This window comes from Orlajensenia flava, assembly GCF_004801905.1.
GTDB classification, from domain to species: Bacteria; Actinomycetota; Actinomycetes; order Actinomycetales; family Microbacteriaceae; genus Orlajensenia; species Orlajensenia flava.
The window spans coordinates 25,263-41,638 of sequence record NZ_SSSN01000002.1 but is presented as its reverse complement, the minus strand read 5'-3'; the positions used below and the strand labels follow the sequence as shown (position 1 = coordinate 41,638).

Sequence of the window (16,376 nt, the reverse complement as noted above, 5' to 3'; positions counted from 1 at the left end):
GCCAGGGCGTTTGCGAATCAGACGGCGCGCTTGCGGAGCTTGCGGCGCTCGCGCTCCGACAGTCCGCCCCAGATGCCGAAGCGCTCGTCGTTCGAGAGGGCGTACTCCAAGCACTGGGCACGCACGTCGCACGAGGCGCAGATCTTCTTCGCGTCGCGCGTCGATCCGCCCTTCTCCGGGAAGAAGGCCTCCGGATCGGTCTGAGCGCAGAGCGAGTCGGTCTGCCAGGACAGCGGGTTGTCGTCATCGACGGCCGGCTGACGGACACCGGGAACGCCGAGCCGAACCGGATCGATGAACCAGTCCTCAGGGACTCCCGAACGATATCCGTTGGTGCTCATACCGTCTCCAACCCAGTTGCTCCGACAGGCTCCGACCGCGTGTCTTGATGTAATTACACCGTTGTAACTCGCCCGAGTCAAGTCGCAAATCGTAAACCCTCAATAACCCGTGGAGGGTTGCGCCGCGCCGCGTGTCGCCGCCGATGATCGGCCTTCGACGCAATCCCCAGACCGGGTCACTCCCGTTCGCGGGGGTCGGCGGCTTGGCGAGCGGCCCATGCGCTCGCGACCATGTCGTCGAGGGTGTGCCGCATCCGCCAGTCCAGGTCGCGGGTCGCGAGCTCGCCCGACGCCACGATCCGTGCCGGATCGCCGGCGCGGCGCGGACCGACCTCGGGTTCGAAGTCGATCCCCGTCACGCGCGCGATCGCCGTCATGATCTGGCCCACCGAGACGCCGTCCCCGCTGCCGAGGTTGTACACCGGCTCGAGCGCCTCCCCCGCTTCGAGACGGTGCGCGGCGACGAGGTGCGCGTCGGCCAGATCAGAGACGTGGATGTAGTCGCGCACGCAGGTGCCGTCGGGCGTCGGATAGTCAGTGCCGTTGATGCGCGGCGTCCGTCCGTCGAGGAGAGCGTCGAAGACGAGCGGGAAGAGGTTGTGCGGGCTCGAGTCGTACAGGTCCTCGGCTCCGGAGCCGACGACGTTGAAGTACCGCAATGAGGTGTGGGCGAGGCCGACCGCCACGGACTGGTCGCGCAGCAGCCATTCGCCGATGAGCTTGGACTCGCCGTACGGCGACTCGGGGCTCTTGGGCGTCTGCTCGGTGACGAGGTCGGTGTCGGGCGTGCCGTACACGGCCGCGCTCGAGCTGAACACGATGTTGCCGACACCGGCGTCCGCCATCGCCGAGAGGACGGATGCCGTGCCCGTCACGTTCTGCTCGTAGGTGTGGAGCGGCCGCTTGACCGAGACACCCGCGTACTTGTACCCGGCGACATGAACGACGCCGGCGAGGTCGTGCTCCGCCGCGATGCGCCTCAGCAGGCCGCCGTCGAGGATGGAACCGTCATAGAACGGGACGTCGGGCGTCACGAAGTCGCGGTGCCCGCTCGAGAGGTCGTCGATCACCACCACGTCGGTTCCAGAAGTCTCGAACGCCCGCACGATGTGAGATCCGATGTATCCGGCCCCGCCCGTCACCAACCACGCCATCGACCGCTCCTCGTCGTCCGGGCGCGAGCCCGCGCCTCCGTCAGACTATCGAGCGCTGCAGACGCCGGCTCGTGGCGGACGGTGCGTCAGCGGGCGTCCCAGCGGACGGCGTTCTGGGCGTGCCGGGTGCGATCGCTGATCTCGGGGCGGCCGTAGCCGTCGCTGTCGAGGCTCAGGATCGATGCGATCACTCCCCAGAAGACGAGGATCGCGAGTGCGATGAGAACGAAAGCGGTCATGGCAGTAAATCTACGGTTTGCAACATCCCGCCGCCAGTGGCAGAGTGGACGCCACTCGACCTCTTCCTGCCAAAAAGGAGCACCGATGCTGCAGAAGATCGTCTGCCTCACCATTCCCGGCATGGCTCCGTTCGAGTTCGGCGTGATCTGCGAGGTGTTCGGCATCGACCGAACCGAGCACGGAGGACCGACCTTCGAGTTCCACGTCGTCGCCGCAGAGCCCGGGCCAGTGCGCATGAAGCTCGGCTTCGACATCGTGGTGCACGAGGGACTGGAGACGGCCGCCGACGCCGACCTCATCGCCGTTCCTGCATACCTCGGCGACGGCAGCGCTCATCCCGAGATCCTCCGCGTGATCCGTGAGGCCGAGGCGCGCGGTGCGTGGGTGCTGAGCGTCTGCAGCGGCGCGTTCCTCCTAGCCGAGGCGGGAATCCTCGACGGGCGTCGCGCCACGACCCACTGGATGTACACCGACAAGCTCGCGAGCCTGTACCCCGACGTCGAGGTCGACCCCGATGTCCTCTTCGTCGAGGACGGCAAGGTCGTGACTGGAGCAGGCACGGCGGCGGGCATCGATGCCGCCCTGCATGTCGTGCGCAAGGAACTGGGCGCATCCGCTGCCAACATCGTCGCCCGACGCATGGTGGTCCCGCCGCAGCGCGACGGCGGACAGTCCCAGTTCATCCAGACGCCGGTCGTGGAGTGCAAGAGCGATTCGTTCGCCGTCGTGACCGAGTGGATGCTCGCGCACCTCGACCAGGACCTGTCGGTCGACCTGCTCGCCCGCAAGGCGCTGATGTCGTCACGCACCTTCGCGCGCCGGTTCCGCGCCGAACTCGGCACCACGCCGACCGCCTGGCTCAACCGCCAGAGACTGCTGCGCGCCCAGCAACTGCTGGAGGAGAGCGACATGTCCCTCGAGGAGATCGCGGGCGAGTGCGGGTTCGGCGGCGCGGCCGTCATGCGCCACCACTTCCTCAAGGTGCTGCAGACGACGCCGACGGCCTACCGACGCACGTTCGGCGCTCGCCAGTTCGCCTGACGCGGGCCGTCGCACCGAGATCGCACTTCCTGTGGGTGCTAGCGCACGCCCACCCGCAGAACCTGCGATCTCGCGATCTTGGGAGGTGATCAGCTCCCGACGGTCGCCACGAAGACCGTTCCGGCGCCTGAGAGGGACAGCGCGGCTTCATCGGGGGTGATGTAGACCGACTCTCCGCGAGCGAGGCGGGCGGATGCCGAAGCGCCCGCGATCTCCACGTTCCCGGCGGTGCACAGCGCGATCGTCGCACCCTCCAGCGGCACGCGCGCACCCGCATCCGTCGCCTCGACCTCGTAGAGCACGAAGTCGGGCACGTCCGGGCGGAAGACGCTGACCCCGTCGACAGGGTGCTCGGGACGGAGCCGCGGGTCGACGACCGGGTTGAAGTCGAGCACGTCGAGCAGTTCGTCGACGTCGATGTGCTTCGGGGTCAGACCCCCGCGCAGGACGTTGTCGGACGCCGCCATGAGCTCGATGCCGAGGCCGGACAGGTAGGCGTGGATGTTCCCGGCCGGCAGGTAGAGCGCCTCGCCCGCGCGCAGGGTGACGTGGTTGAGCAGGAGCGAGAGCACGATGCCGGGGTCTCCCGGGTAGGCGGCGGCGAGCGTGCCGACCGTTGCGAACTCCACGGCGAAGCGATCATGCGGCTGTGCCATTGCGGCGAGAGCGACCACCCGCTCGACGAGCGCATCCACGTCGCCACCCTCCCGCCCCGACCGCAGCAGCCACTCGACGGCGTTCCGCATCGGGTCGGCGCTCGAAAGCCGCTCCCAGAACGGATCGAACACGGTCGGATCGGGGGAGTCCGCTCGACCCAGCACGGTCAGCTCCTTGACGATGTCGCGGGCCTCGTGCACGGGGCGGAACCCGCAGAGCGCGTCGAAGGTGGGGCTCAGCGCGACGATCAGCTCGGGTTTGTGGAAGGCGTCCTTATAGTTGCGCGTCGGATCATCTGCCGCGAGACCGGCCGCGTTCTCACGCTCGAATCCCGCCTGAGCCTGCTCCGTGGTCGGATGCGCCTGTAGCGACAGGGGCGATTGGGCTGCGAGCACCTTGAGCAGGAAGGGCAGACGCCGTCCGAAGCGATCGACGGATGCGGAACCGAGCGCCGCATCCGGGTTCTGGGCGATGAATGTCACGAGGTCGGGCGCCGGCTCTCCCCCGACGATGCGGCTGGGAGAACCGGGATGCGCCCCGAGCCACAGTTCGGCCTCGGGCGCGCCTGACGGCGTCGTTCCGAGCAGGTCGGCGATCGCCGTTGTCGACCCCCAGGCGTAGTCGCGCGGAACGTTGCTGATGGGTACAAACATGCGGGTCCTATCGCCGGTGGGATTGCGTCCAAACTACCAACGGGTGCCCACGCCGGATGCCGCGGCGTACGCTGGCAAAGACCTCGGCCCCCGCTCGACGGGGGTCGCACCACGCACAGGAGCGATCATGACCTTCGAGAACCTCGCCAGCGACTTCTACAGCTTCGAGTCGGCGCTGACCGACCAGGAGAAGGCGGCCATCGCCGACCTCCGCAGCTACCTCGAGACCGAGGTGAGCCCGATCATGGCGGGCTACTGGGAGCGTGCGGAATTCCCGAGTCAGGTGATCCCCAAGCTCGCCGAGCACCACGTCATGAGCTACTCGTGGGCCGAGACTACGCCGTTCGAGAACTCCGCCGTCTTCCGCGGCTTCGTCGCCCTCGAGCTCGCTCGCGTCGATGCATCGGTCAGCACATTCGTCGGCGTGCAGAACGGCCTCGCGATGGGCTCCATCTCGGTCTGCGGTTCTCAGGCGCAGCGCGACGAGTGGCTGCCGAAGATGGCCACCGGCGAGGTTCTCGGCGCGTTCGGCCTGACCGAGCCGCTGTCCGGGTCGGACAGCGCGCAGGGCCTCCGCACGGTCGCAACGCGTGACGGAGACGAGTGGGTGCTGAACGGATCCAAGCGCTGGATCGGCAACGCCACCTTCAGCGACGTGACGATCATCTGGGCGAAGGATGCGGAGGACGGACAGGTCAAGGGCTTCATCGTGCCGACCTCGACCCCGGGCTACACCGCCACCAAGATCGAGGGCAAGATCAGCCTCCGCGCCGTGCAGAACGCCGACATCACCCTCGAGGACGTGCGCGTGCCGGAGCGTCTGCGGCTGGCGAACGCGAACACGTTCAAGGACACGGCATCCGTCCTCCGTCTCACCCGCGCCGAGGTGGCCTGGGCCGCCGTCGGGGTCGCGGTCGGCGCCTACGAGGCAGCGGTCGCCTACTCGCGCGAGCGCGTGCAGTTCGGCAAGCCGATCGGTCAGCACCAGCTCATCCAGGACCTGCTGGTGAAGTGCCTCGGCAACATCACCGCGTCCATCGCGATGTGCGTGCGCGTCTCGGAGATGCTCGACCGTGGCGAGCAGCGCGACGAGCACTCCGCCCTCGCCAAGGCGTTCTGCACGACGAAGATGCGCGAGACCGTCTCGCTGGCGCGCGAGGTGCTGGGCGGCAACGGCATCGTGCTCGACTACAAGGTCGCCCGCTTCTTCGCGGATGCGGAGGCGCTGTACTCCTACGAGGGCACCCGCGAGATGAACACCCTCATCGTCGGCCGGTCGATCACGGGGAAGGCCGCGTTCGTCTGATCAGGCGGCCCGATCTATCGCCAGTACGCTTGAGCGCATGACGTCGCCGCGCTCCCGCCTCCTCGTGCGGCTGCTCGCAGTGCTCGTCATGTTCGTCGGGTTCGCCGGCCAGTTCGTGCGCAACCTGCTCGGCTGGATCGGCTTCGGCGTCGTCGACGGCCTGCTCGCCGTCGCCGTGGTCGTCGCGATCATCCTGCTCCGCCCACGAATGGCCTGGCGTCGCGTTCCGAAGAGCCTGGTCGCGTTCCTCCTGCTCGCGGTCGTCTCGATCGCGTGGTCGTTCTACCCGGGCGCTTCAGCCGCGGGCGCGGGCGTGCTCATCGTTACGACACTCGCCGGGGTCTTCCTCGGACTCTGCCTCAGCTGGGCGGAGCTCGTGCGCACCTTCGGCGTAGCGCTGCGCTGGATCCTCGGCCTCTCCCTCGCCTTCGAGTTCTGGACCGCTGCCGTCAGTGGTCCGATCCTCCCGTTCTTCTTCGACGCATCGCAGTACGGGGAACCGCCGTACCCGAAGGCGTTCTACTGGTCGCGGGCGCTACTGCTCCACGGAGGGCCGATTGAAGGCATCGTGGGCAATCGCAACCTCCTCGGCTTCGTGGCCCTTCTCGCCCTCATCATCTTCGCCGTCCAGCTGGCCGCGAAGTCGGTGAGACGGTTCTGGGGCATCTTCTGGTTGGTGGTCGCCGTCGCCGTGTTCCTCCTCACCCGCTCGGCCACCGTCATCCTCGCTGCCGTCGTGGTGGCCGTCGCCGTCGGTTTCGTCCTCTGGGCGCGGCGCGCGAACCCGGATGGCCGACGCCCCATCTACTTGACCGCTCTCGGCACGGTGGTCGTCGTGGTCGGCGCCAGCATCGCCCTCTTTCCGGTCATCCTCAAGCTGTTCGGCAAGAGCGAGGACTTCACGGGGCGATTCGACATCTGGAGCGCCGTCATCCACCTCGCTCAGCAGAGACCGGCATTCGGTTGGGGCTGGGTGAGCTATTGGGCGCCGTGGGTCCACCCCTTCTCGGATCTGGCCGAGCGCAAAGGCGTCGTGTACCTGCAGGCCCACAACGCGTGGTTGGACGTCTGGTTCCAGCTTGGCGTCGTCGGGGTCGTCGTGTTCGGCGCCCTCATCGTGTCCACTCTCTGGCGATCCTGGTTCACGGCCATCGACCGACCGCGGCATGGCCTGGCAACGGACGAGCCTTACGCGGCCATCACGCTCGTTCCCGTTCTGCTCATGGCGGCGCTGCTGGCCCAGAGCCTCGCCGAGAGCCGCATCCTCATCGAGGGCGGTTGGATCACTCTCGTGACGCTGTGCCTCATCACCAAGCGGTCGCAATCATCGGCCGAGCGGATTCCCTGAGCATGGCGACGCCATCCGCTCCGCTCCTGCCGTCGGCGGCGCGCGACTTCCTCGGGTCCGCGATGTTCGCTTCCGCCGTCGCGTCCTTGATCTTCCTGACGGGGTTCGGCACGCACCTGATTCGCAGCCTGATCGGCTGGCCAGGACTCGTGGCGGTCGTACTCGGCCTCATCGGGCTGGCCGCTGTATCGCTGTGGTTCCGGCGCTCGCACCTGGAGTGGCACGGCACACTTCCCATCTCGTTGATCGTCTTCGTCGGATGGGCGACGGTCTCGATTTCGTGGGCGACCTCCACGACGGTGTCGGGCGTCAGGGTCGGCTATCTTCTGGCGTTCGGCGTACTGGGGTTCTACGTCGCCGTACTACGTGACACGATCCAGGTCGTCCGGGCAGTCGGAGGTGCGCTGCGTACCCTGCTGATCGTCTCCCTCGTGCTCGAGGTGTTCTCGGGGGTCCTCATCGACATGCCCATCCGCTTCCTCGGCATCGAGGGCCGTTTGGCCTCGCTCGGACCCATCCAAGGTGTCTTCGGCACGCGCAATGAGCTCGGCTTCGTCGCGCTCATCGCACTGATCACGTTCGCGGTCGAGACACTCACGCACTCGATCCCGCGCACGCTCGGGCGCTGGTCGCTCCTGTTGGCGGCCGTCTGCGTGCTGCTGTCGGGCTCGCCGGTAGTGATCGGCGTGCTCGCCGTAGTCGCTGTCGCCTCGCTCGCCCTGTTCGGTGTTCGGCGGGCGCCGGCATCCGTTCGCTGGATCTGGCAGATCGCCATCGCGGCCGGGGTGATCATCGCCGGGGTGCTGATCTGGGCGGTGCGTGGGCGTGTGCTCTCCTTCCTGAACGCCGGCAGCGAGCTCGAGACCCGGCTCCGGCTCTGGCAGGAGATGGAGCGCTACCTGGCCACCAACCCGCTGCAGGGCTGGGGCTGGGTCGGCGCCTGGCCCACCTCTCCCCCGTTCCTCTGGCTGAATCTCGCCACCGGCACGGTCAACGGCACCGGCCTGAGTGCCTACGTGGACGTGTACTTCCAGCTGGGTCTGGTCGGGTTCGTCGCCTTCTTGGCCTTGCTCGGACTCGCTCTGGTGCGCGCGTGGCTGTTGGCATCCGACAAGAAGAGCGTCGTCTACGCCTGGCTGGCGCTGATCCTCGTGGCGCTCGCGACCGTCTCGCTGGCCGAGAGCAGCGCCCTGTTCGAGAGCGGATGGCTGCTCCTCGTGGTGTGCTCGATCAAGGCGTCTCGATCGATGAGTTGGCGGGAGGCGCTGCGGCGGCGGGTGCCGGGACCTGGTCCGGTTCCGAGCGAGTGATCCTCAGGCTCGGCGGACGTCGATAGACAGGATGCCCAGGAACATGCTGGCCATGACGGTCTGGGCTCCGAGCATCAGGAACAGCGCGGCCGGGACCGCCAGTCGCATCGTGTCGATCGGATCCTGCGACCCGAATCCGCTCGCGCCCCATGCGACGAGCTGAACGATTCCGATAACCACGCCGAGGATGAAAAGTCCGACTCCGATGAGGGCACCGTTCTCCAATGTCGCCCGTTCCGCGAAGCGTTCGAAGCTTCGACTTCTCGGAAGGTAGAAGCCTTCGTGGCGGGCATAGAGCTTGGTCAACAGCGCGAACAGCACGGCTTGCCATCCGACGACCGTCAATGCAGCGAGGTAGACCTGGCTCGACACATCGAAACCGACGTTTCCAACTACGAGCGGGCCGAACATGAGGCCGATCGTGCCGATCATCCCGACGACGAAGCCGATGAGGCCGGGGATGAGGAACAACCAGCGCGGGCTGAACAGCATGAGGAACCGGAGATGCCGCCATCCGTCCCGCCAGCTGCGTAGGTGCGGCGGGCGGCTGCGGCCATCCTTGTCCAGCGTGGTCGGCACCTCGCTGATGCGGAGACCGCCCAAGGTGGATTTTACGACAACCTCACTGGCGAACTCCATGCCCGTCGTGATCAGGCCGAGGTTCAGGATCGACTCGCGGTTGAAGCCGCGCAATCCGCAGTGGAAATCCTTGATATCCGACCGGAACAGCACTCGCCCGACCGTGGACAGCACCGGATTGCCGAGGTACTTGTGTAGAGGAGGCATGGCACCGGGGGCGATGCCTCCGCGGAAGCGATTGCCCATGACCAGCTCGTCGCCGGCGCGCAGCCGCTCTACGAACGGGTCGAGCTTGCTGAAGTCGTAGCTGTCGTCGGCGTCGCCCATGATGACGTAGGTGCCGTGCGCGGCGACGATGCCGCCCATGAGCGCGTTGCCGTAGCCCTTGTCGGCGACCGGAACGACGCGCGCGCCGGCTTCGGCGGCGATCTGCTGCGATCCGTCGGTGCTCCCGTTGTCGGCAATGATCACTTCGCCCGCGACACCCGACCGGGCTAGGTACCCCTGCGCCTTATCGATGCAGATGGCGAGGGTCTCTGCCTCGTTGAGGCAGGGCATCACGATAGACAGTTCGATGTCAGCTGGGAATGTCATGGGTTCCTAAAGACGAGAAGGCGCAGGTCCGAAACATCCTAATCGAGACCCACCCTCCCTCCAGCCCGGCGCCACGACCGGCAAGCCGCGGCGGGTGGGAAGATGGACCGTCGGCCGACCGGCCTCATCCGCGAGATCCTGGAGCGACCCAGCCCGTGACCCTGGACATCATGATGCCGTTCTACGGACGCACCGACCACTTCCTCGCAGCCGTCGACAGCGTGCTGGCCCAGACCGATCCCGACTGGCGTCTCGTGATCATCGACGACCACAATCCCGATGAGGAACCCGGCCGCCGTGTGCAGGCGATCGGCGACCCGCGCATCCGCTACTACCGGAATACCGAGAACAAGGGGATCAACGCCACCTTCCAGACGGCGATCGACCGCGCGGACGACGACTGGCTGACGATCATGGGCTGCGACGACATCCTGCTGCCCGGCTACGTCGCTCGCATCACCCTCCTCGCCGATCAGCACCCGCAGGCCGCGTTCATCCATCCCGGAACGCGCGTCATCGACGAGAACGGCGGCCGGGCGACGCCCCTCGTCGACCGGGCGAAGGCGCTTTACCGCCCGCGGTCTAGAGGAACCGTAGAACTCGGCGGGCAGGATCTCGCCACCAGCCTCACACGCGGCAATTGGATGAACTTCCCGGCCATCGCGTGGCGACGCAGCGAGGTGCAGTCGGTCGGTTTTCGGCCCGAGTACCGCATCGTGCAGGACCTCGCGCTCGCGATCGACCTGCTCTATCGGGGGGGAACGCTCGTCCTCGACGACACCGTGGTGTTCGAGTACCGCAGGCACTCGTCGAGCGTCTCCTCGTGGCGCGCCGTCGACGGATCGCGGTTCGCGGAGGAGCAGCGCTTCTTCCGTCTGCTCGCTGCCGAGTTCCGAGCGCGGGGCTGGAAACGCGCCGAGCGAGCGGCAAAAGTGCATCTCTCCTCGCGCATCAACGCTCTTACCCAGCTTCCTGGTGCCGTCCGCGGAGGAACTCCGGGGGCCGGGTCGCTGCTGATCCGGCATGCGATGGGCATCGGCCTCGATCGCTGACCTCACTTCTCGGCCGGTCAGCCCTGCGGAACAACGCGGTAGATGGTCTGCGTGGCTTTCGGGTACTCGAAACTGTCCACTTCTTCGAGGCACGTCGTGTCGAGCCGTTTATCGCTCGAGAGCACGTAGCCGACGTTCCGCTGCGCGAAGGCCGAGCATCCGTCGAAGGTCGCCTCGATCTGGTCGGCGGCGGGGTTGCTCACGACCGGCTCACCCGGTCCCGGCACCCAGTTGACTCCGGCAAGGCGGTTCCACTGGTACTCATACTGGGAACTCGGGTCGATCACGCCCCACATCTGTCTCGACGGGGCCCCCTGGAAGCCGTTGTAGGCCTCGACCCCCGATTCCAGGAGCACAGCCGTTGTCAGCCGGTTACCCACGCCAACCCAGGGCTGCGGATCCGCGTCGTCGATCTTCTGCACGGCCTGCGAGACCGCCGTGGATCGCAGGTCGAGCACACCGACATACACCGGATTGCTGAGACCTGACCCGGCGACCGTCACGATGAGGAACGCCGCGGCGGCGAGACGGATGCGGCGGCGCGGCACGAGGAAGATAACTGCGGCCGAGAGCACGGCCCAGAGCGGCCAGAACAGCACCGGATCCAGCATGGCGGGGATCGCCCGCCATGCCACGAAGCCGATCGCGAACTGGGAGAGGAGGAACAGCCCGGCGGGGATCGCCGACAGCCAGAGTCCCGCCTTCACCCTGTGCTCGTCGAGGTAGCGGATCGTGTACGCGAGCATCCCGAGGGAGGCCAGTCCGAGTCCGAGACGCACGCGTGCGGCGATCGTCTTGTCGAGCAGGAACACCTTGGCCACCGCATCCCATCCGGGGATGTAGAGGTAGGCGAGCAGGAGCACGACGGAGGTAGTGAGCGCGATGAGCTCCCACGGCAGCCTGCGGTGGGAGCGGGCCTGCCGCACGATAATCCAGACGATGACGGGGAGCAGGAAAATGCCGATGTAGAAGAACGTCGACGCCTCGGAAGAGTTCGCACCGAGCAGGCCGGGGCGCTGCGAGTTGAGTGCCTGCGTGAACGAGGAGCCGACGGCGGATGCGAACGTGAGCGCGTCGCTACCTCCTGTGGGCGTGCTGCGCGCACCGGGATAGGCGGTGCCGAGAAAGGCATCGATCGTGGTGCGCTTCTCGTACAACCAGACGAGGGTGATGGCCGACGCGACCACTCCCCCTACCACGATGGGCGCCACGCGCGCGAAGATGCGACGAAACGGCATTCCGCGCCGCCCCTGGTCGATGACCAGACCGATTGTAAAGAATGCGACCACGATGACAGCCGGAACGATGAACGGTACGTAGATGCCCATGGCCATCACCACAGTCAGGTAGCCGATGATGGCAGCCCAAATCCACCGCGAGGCGCGGGAGTTGCTTCGGAACGCCCAGACAAGGGCGGCCATCATCGCGAGGGCCCACGCCGCCGGCCAGAGGGTGGTCGCGAGGTACCACCACTGGAAGAGTGGGCTGAAGAAGAAGCCGATGGCAAGCATCGCGGAGACACCAGGCCGCCGGGGCATTACTGTGACGAGGAACGCGTACGCCGCCGCCGCCAATGCGAGTCCGGGCAGCCACCACTTGAAGGCGATCGCATGTCCGGGGTCGAGGAACAGGAAGCCCCAAAGGTGCGGCCGGAAGGCCACCGACCAGTCCGCCCGCGGAAGATCCTGGGGAACGGTGGCATCCATCCCGCCGGGGAACGTCTGGTTCTCGAGCGGAAGCCCTTGCTCGATCTGCGCGATCGCCCAGACCGTCTGCACGTTCCACTCGTCGGAGCGCGTCAGCTGGGGGCCACCGGCGAGGAGGGCTGGATCGGATCCGTAAGCGATGTCGGAGTGAAACGCGCCGGACGAGGATCCGTTGATGCCGAAACCAACGAGGACGATGCCGAGGATGAGCAGGAGTGCCGGGAAGGCGAGCAGAACCCGCATCCGCGGAAGGCCGTCCGGGCCGGGCTGGATCTGGCGCCGGTATGCGATCGTCCATCTGCGCAGTGGTGTCCACCGGGAATCTCGTGGCTCGATGGTGGCAGCTTCTGGCACGAGCATCCTCCTGGTTGGCGGTGGACGCCCTTCGCCCCCCTCGAGGATATCCGCGCCTTCGCCGATCGGGAATTCAGCCCGCGGACGCCGGCTCGGGATACGTCGTCCGCGCGATCACAAGGTACGCGCTGTGGACCACCAGACCGGCCACCGGGCCCAGGACGAGCGCGAGGACGGCGCGATCGAGAAACGCCATCGGCAGCAGGAGGCAGGCCACTGTGCTGAATGCGGCCACGAGCCAGCCCGCCGTGAACACCCCGTGTCTGCCGAGCGCCAGCACGGCTGGCGCGCTGACGCAGAGGGCGGCGACGAGGCCGGAGGACAGCACCAGGACGCCGACGAGCCCACCCGACGGAACCGCCTGATTGGGGAAGAGCAGGGTGAAGACCACCGGACCGATCAACCAGCCGAGTGCACCCAGCGCGATGGCGAGGGAGATTACCAATGCTTCGAGCCGAACCACGGAGCGGAGCAAGGGCGCCCGATGATCGCGAAAGAAGACGATCAGGTAGCTTTGCAGCGCCATGGCCGTCACGATCAAGGGCGCACGCACAAGAGTCGCGACCAGCACGAGCAGTCCCAGCTCGGAGGCGGAAACGGTGCGGGAGGTCGCCGCGAGAATGAAGGGAAATCCGCTCACCAGCAGACCCATGGAAGCCGCCGCGGCGACCGTGCGTGCCACATTCCAGCTCAAATCGCGATAGCCGACGTCGAAGTGGAGCGACGCCGTCCGGGTCCAGAGAGCAATCGGCAGCGTGATCAGCAGCGCGACGGCGAACGGCAGCACGACGAGCCACGCCAGATCGACGACGGAATTGGTCCACACCAGACCCAGGGCGATTCCGACCACCCTGACGAGTGCCTCGACCACCACGACCAGGAAGACGATCGGCCATTGCTTGGTCCCGTACGCCGTGCCGGTCAGAACGGCGACGAGCACGCTCACGGCGGCTCCCAGCGCTAGTGGCCACACGAGTGCGGAGTCCGCCGCCGCGAATGCAGTCCGCCAGAGCGGCGAGGACAGCAGGACGACGAGGAACACGATGAGTGCGACGACGCCGGCGAAGATGGGCGCCTGGTGGCGACTCGAGACCGCTGCTCTGCGCGGTGCGCTGGTCGAACGGGTCACCTCTTGCTGGATACCCGAGAGGGCACTGACGACCAAGAAGAGCAGCGACCAGAACACCGCGAAGTCCGCGTAGGCGGCGAATCCGATCACCCGTGGCACCAGCCAGGTGATGAGGTAGCCGCTCAGGCCCGCGATCGCGGTCGCCAGAAGCACCAGAGTGAATCCGGAGAGCTTCCTCATATCGGCTGAACGAGGTCGCGCAGCACGTCCTGCAGGCCGAGTCCGCATGTGTTGTATCGGCCGCGGCGCCATTCGCTCCAGACCGGCGCGACTCGGCGGAGGCGCGGAGCCGGTAGGGAGTCTCTCACGATCTCGTGGGCTGCCTTCTCGATAGTCATGGCGACCGCACCATCGGACGGGCGAGGATCCATTTCGAGCATCCTCCCCTCGAGGTCGCGGGCGCGGGCGAGGAGGCGAGCGTTCCGTTCGGTTCGGTGCGCAGTGAGACGACCGATCCGAGAGGAGGGGGTCAACGTCGACGCCCCAATCTGGTTGCCACCGTGCTGCCGGTAGTCGATCAGCTGCTCGTCGAGCAGAACCACGCTGCCTGTCGCGGCCGCGACCACGGCCAACCACTCGTCATGCACCCAGGAGACGGGGAATGGCAGCGCTCTCTCTACGAGGCCCCGACGCACCACCGTCGTCGCGCCGGTCACGAAGTTCCGACGCATCAGGGCGCCGAATGCGTGACCGGAGGCGACCGCGTGCCGTTCCCGATCGCTGAGGTGGAGCGTGTCGAAGAGACCGGAGTCCAGCGACGCGCCGTCTTCGTCGACCAAGCGGGCATCCGAGTGCACCAGAAGCACCTCAGGTCGTGCCTCGAAGACAGCGACGATCCTCTCGAGCCGGTTGGGCCGCCAGAAATCGTCCTGGTCGGAGAGGGCGATCAGGTCGCCAGAGCAGCGAGTGACCGCGGAGGCGAAGTTCGCTGTGACGCCGAGCGCGACCTCGTTTCGCTGAATGTCCAGGCGAACGACCTGGGACGAGTTCTGAGACCACCGTGCGTGTTCGGCGGAGATCACGGCGATGGTGTCGTCCGTCGACGCGTCATCCGACACGACGATCTCCCCGGGTAGACGAGTCTGCTCCAGAATCGACCGGAGCTGGGCGCCCACGAAACGAGAGCCGTTGTGGGTGCAGAGAGCGACGGAGACGCTGAGAGCGTCAGGCATCGGCCGCCACCGCTGGGTGGTGCCGGGTGCGCCAAGCATCGATGGCGTTCTCGAGCCCTACGGCATTCGAGAAGGCAATCACGCCCTCGGACCAATCGGCGGACTCGAAGAGGTGCGAGAGGTCTGCTATCACGGTGTCGGCGATACTGCTACGGCGCATGCCAATGACGTTGGCTCCGACGACGCGGGCGGGACTGCCGTACGCCTTGGCGTAGGGGGGAATGTCGCGCGTCACCACGGCGGCCATTCCGACCATCGCCGCATCGCCCACGTACCGTCCCTGGTGCACGCTCGCTCCGAGCCCGAGATTCGCTCCAGCTCCGATCTGCACATGACCCGCCAGAAGTACGCTCGATGCCAGGGTGACACCGTCGCCGAGCCTGCAATCATGCGCCACATAAACCTGGTTCATGATGAAGGTGTCGTCTCCGACGGTGGTCGTCGCCTTCCATCCTTGATGAATCTGGGCATACTCCCGGATGACGTTCCGGTCGCCGATGACCACGCCGTGGATCTCGTCCGACGCACCATGGCGAGGATGCGAGAAGGAGCGGACCTCGGGCGGAGCGCCGATCACGACACCGGCTCCGATCCAGTTGTCGTCGCCGATCGTGACGGGACCGTAGATGACCGCATGCGCGCCGATGGTATTGCCCGTGCCGATAGTGATGTCACCCTCGAGGATCGCGCTCGGATGGATGCTATTCACTCTCCCGACCGCCGTTCGACGCCGTGCCCAGACGCGCCGGATCTGTGGAGTGCTCGTACCGGACTTCCTCGCGTAAGTAGGCGGTCGTCTCTCGCGAGACTCGACGTTTCCAGATGACGACGAACAGGATCGCGATGCCCGCGGCGAAGAGGTCCGCCGCGGTGAACATCGCGCGCGAGACCAGACTGATCGCGGTGGCTTGCGGCACGGTCAGCAGGAGGGTCATCGCCCCGATGAGGATCGCTTCGCGCACACCGAGCCCCGACGGGAAGATGAAGGCAATGAGTCCTACCGTGAACCCGAGTGAGATAGCACCGGTCAGGAGAATGAGGGTTCCGACATCCGGATCGACCAGCGAGTTCACCAAGATCCAGAGGTGGGCGCCGTAGGCGACGTACGAGAGCAGGGACCATCCGACGGCCTTGATGACGACCGGAAACGTCACCTGGTGCTCCAAAGGCGGTCGACGGAACAGTTTGAGAACCCAGGAGGCGAGAAAGGTCATAACTCGCGGATGCAGGCACACCAGCCCAACCGGAAGAAGAAGGAACAGCCAGAGCAGTTCAGGGTGATTCTGTATGACGACGGGGAGCGCGAGAGCGCCTAGCAGGAGCGAGGACACTACGCCTATGCCGGCGGCGTAGAGAGCCGTGACCAATACGCGAGGACGGAGAATGCCATATTGCTTCCCGAGCTCCATTTGCATGACGTACGACCACACCGAGCCGGGCACGTACTTGCCCAGCTGCCCGACGAGGAGAACCTGAGAGGCTCGAAGGGCCGGAACTCGGGGCCCGAGACCGTTCAATACCGCAACCCAGCTGAGAGTGCCGAACCCGAGCCCTACGAGCACAAGAATGAATGAGAGCAAGGCGGACTGCCACGAGATCACTTCAAGCGCGCTCTCGACCTCGCCCCACTGCGATACGAGGTAGTACACCGCGAATCCGATCACCACGACGAGCAGGAGGTAGCGGAGGATGTTGAGCGCGCGGGGAGCAAACGCCTTCATGCGATTCATTCGATCTCTA

General features: G+C 66.5%; 15 protein-coding genes. 5 read left to right on the top strand and 10 right to left on the bottom strand.

Annotation, left to right across the window (positions count from 1 at the left end; translation table 11 throughout):
- Positions 1–17 precede the first annotated feature (17 nt).
- From E6C70_RS00575 to E6C70_RS16575, 3 genes are all read right to left on the bottom strand, one after another.
- On the bottom strand, positions 18–341 hold the full coding sequence (locus tag E6C70_RS00575; protein WP_136421250.1) for a WhiB family transcriptional regulator: 324 nt from the start codon (positions 339–341) through the stop codon (positions 18–20).
- 176 nt (positions 342–517) lie between these two features.
- Positions 518–1,495 carry a UDP-glucose 4-epimerase GalE gene (gene galE / locus E6C70_RS00570; protein ID WP_136421248.1) on the bottom strand — a complete coding sequence of 326 codons (978 nt, stop codon included), beginning with the start codon at positions 1,493–1,495 and terminating at the stop codon, positions 518–520.
- 86 nt (positions 1,496–1,581) lie between these two features.
- Positions 1,582–1,734: a hypothetical protein gene (locus E6C70_RS16575; RefSeq protein ID WP_168770825.1), complete on the bottom strand. Its 153-nt coding sequence runs from the start codon at positions 1,732–1,734 to the stop codon at positions 1,582–1,584.
- Positions 1,735–1,819: 85 nt separating this feature from the next.
- On the opposite strand from E6C70_RS16575, the gene E6C70_RS00565 reads away from it, so the two are divergent.
- A complete protein-coding gene (locus E6C70_RS00565) occupies positions 1,820–2,776 on the top strand; it encodes a GlxA family transcriptional regulator (protein WP_136421246.1) in 957 nt (318 codons plus the stop codon).
- Positions 2,777–2,865: 89 nt separating this feature from the next.
- On the opposite strand, the gene manA is transcribed toward E6C70_RS00565, so the two are convergent.
- Positions 2,866–4,086 carry a mannose-6-phosphate isomerase, class I gene (manA, locus tag E6C70_RS00560; RefSeq protein ID WP_136421244.1) on the bottom strand — a complete coding sequence of 407 codons (1,221 nt, stop codon included), beginning with the start codon at positions 4,084–4,086 and terminating at the stop codon, positions 2,866–2,868.
- A 127-nt stretch (positions 4,087–4,213) separates the two neighbouring features.
- On the opposite strand from manA, the gene E6C70_RS00555 reads away from it, so the two are divergent.
- The 3 genes from E6C70_RS00555 to E6C70_RS00545 are packed head-to-tail and all read left to right on the top strand — an operon-like array spanning position 4,214 to position 8,050.
- Positions 4,214–5,392 (top strand): acyl-CoA dehydrogenase family protein, encoded by a 1,179-nt coding sequence (locus E6C70_RS00555; RefSeq protein WP_136421243.1) that lies wholly within the window; start codon positions 4,214–4,216, stop codon positions 5,390–5,392.
- Between the two features lie 37 nt (positions 5,393–5,429).
- Positions 5,430–6,740: an O-antigen ligase family protein gene (locus E6C70_RS00550; protein WP_136421241.1), complete on the top strand. Its 1,311-nt coding sequence runs from the start codon at positions 5,430–5,432 to the stop codon at positions 6,738–6,740.
- A gap of 2 nt (positions 6,741–6,742) precedes the next feature.
- A complete protein-coding gene (locus tag E6C70_RS00545; RefSeq protein WP_136421239.1) occupies positions 6,743–8,050 on the top strand; it encodes an O-antigen ligase family protein in 1,308 nt (435 codons plus the stop codon).
- Between the two features lie 3 nt (positions 8,051–8,053).
- Here the strand turns inward: E6C70_RS00545 and E6C70_RS00540 are convergent, their stop codons facing one another.
- Positions 8,054–9,223, bottom strand: coding sequence for a glycosyltransferase family 2 protein (locus E6C70_RS00540; protein WP_207669999.1), 1,170 nt, complete (start codon positions 9,221–9,223; stop codon positions 8,054–8,056).
- 155 nt (positions 9,224–9,378) lie between these two features.
- On the opposite strand from E6C70_RS00540, the gene E6C70_RS00535 reads away from it, so the two are divergent.
- Positions 9,379–10,275, top strand: a complete 897-nt coding sequence (locus E6C70_RS00535; protein WP_136421237.1) for a glycosyltransferase family 2 protein — start codon at positions 9,379–9,381, stop codon at positions 10,273–10,275.
- A 17-nt stretch (positions 10,276–10,292) separates the two neighbouring features.
- Here the strand turns inward: E6C70_RS00535 and E6C70_RS00530 are convergent, their stop codons facing one another.
- The 5 genes from E6C70_RS00530 to E6C70_RS00510 form a co-directional block, all read right to left on the bottom strand.
- The gene (locus tag E6C70_RS00530; RefSeq protein WP_136421235.1) at positions 10,293–12,335 is read right to left on the bottom strand and encodes a DUF7657 domain-containing protein; all 2,043 of its coding nucleotides are present in this window, start codon (positions 12,333–12,335) and stop codon (positions 10,293–10,295) included.
- A 73-nt stretch (positions 12,336–12,408) separates the two neighbouring features.
- Positions 12,409–13,644 (bottom strand): hypothetical protein, encoded by a 1,236-nt coding sequence (locus E6C70_RS00525; protein WP_136421233.1) that lies wholly within the window; start codon positions 13,642–13,644, stop codon positions 12,409–12,411.
- On the bottom strand, positions 13,641–14,636 hold the full coding sequence (locus E6C70_RS00520; RefSeq protein ID WP_136421232.1) for a glycosyltransferase family 2 protein: 996 nt from the start codon (positions 14,634–14,636) through the stop codon (positions 13,641–13,643). Before E6C70_RS00520 ends, E6C70_RS00525 begins: the two co-directional genes overlap by 4 nt.
- A complete protein-coding gene (locus tag E6C70_RS00515) occupies positions 14,629–15,345 on the bottom strand; it encodes an LbetaH domain-containing protein (protein ID WP_136421230.1) in 717 nt (238 codons plus the stop codon). The genes E6C70_RS00520 and E6C70_RS00515 overlap by 8 nt, the downstream gene beginning before the upstream one ends.
- Positions 15,338–16,357 (bottom strand): lysylphosphatidylglycerol synthase domain-containing protein, encoded by a 1,020-nt coding sequence (locus tag E6C70_RS00510; protein ID WP_168770824.1) that lies wholly within the window; start codon positions 16,355–16,357, stop codon positions 15,338–15,340. The genes E6C70_RS00515 and E6C70_RS00510 overlap by 8 nt, the downstream gene beginning before the upstream one ends.
- Positions 16,358–16,376: the final 19 nt, after the last annotated feature.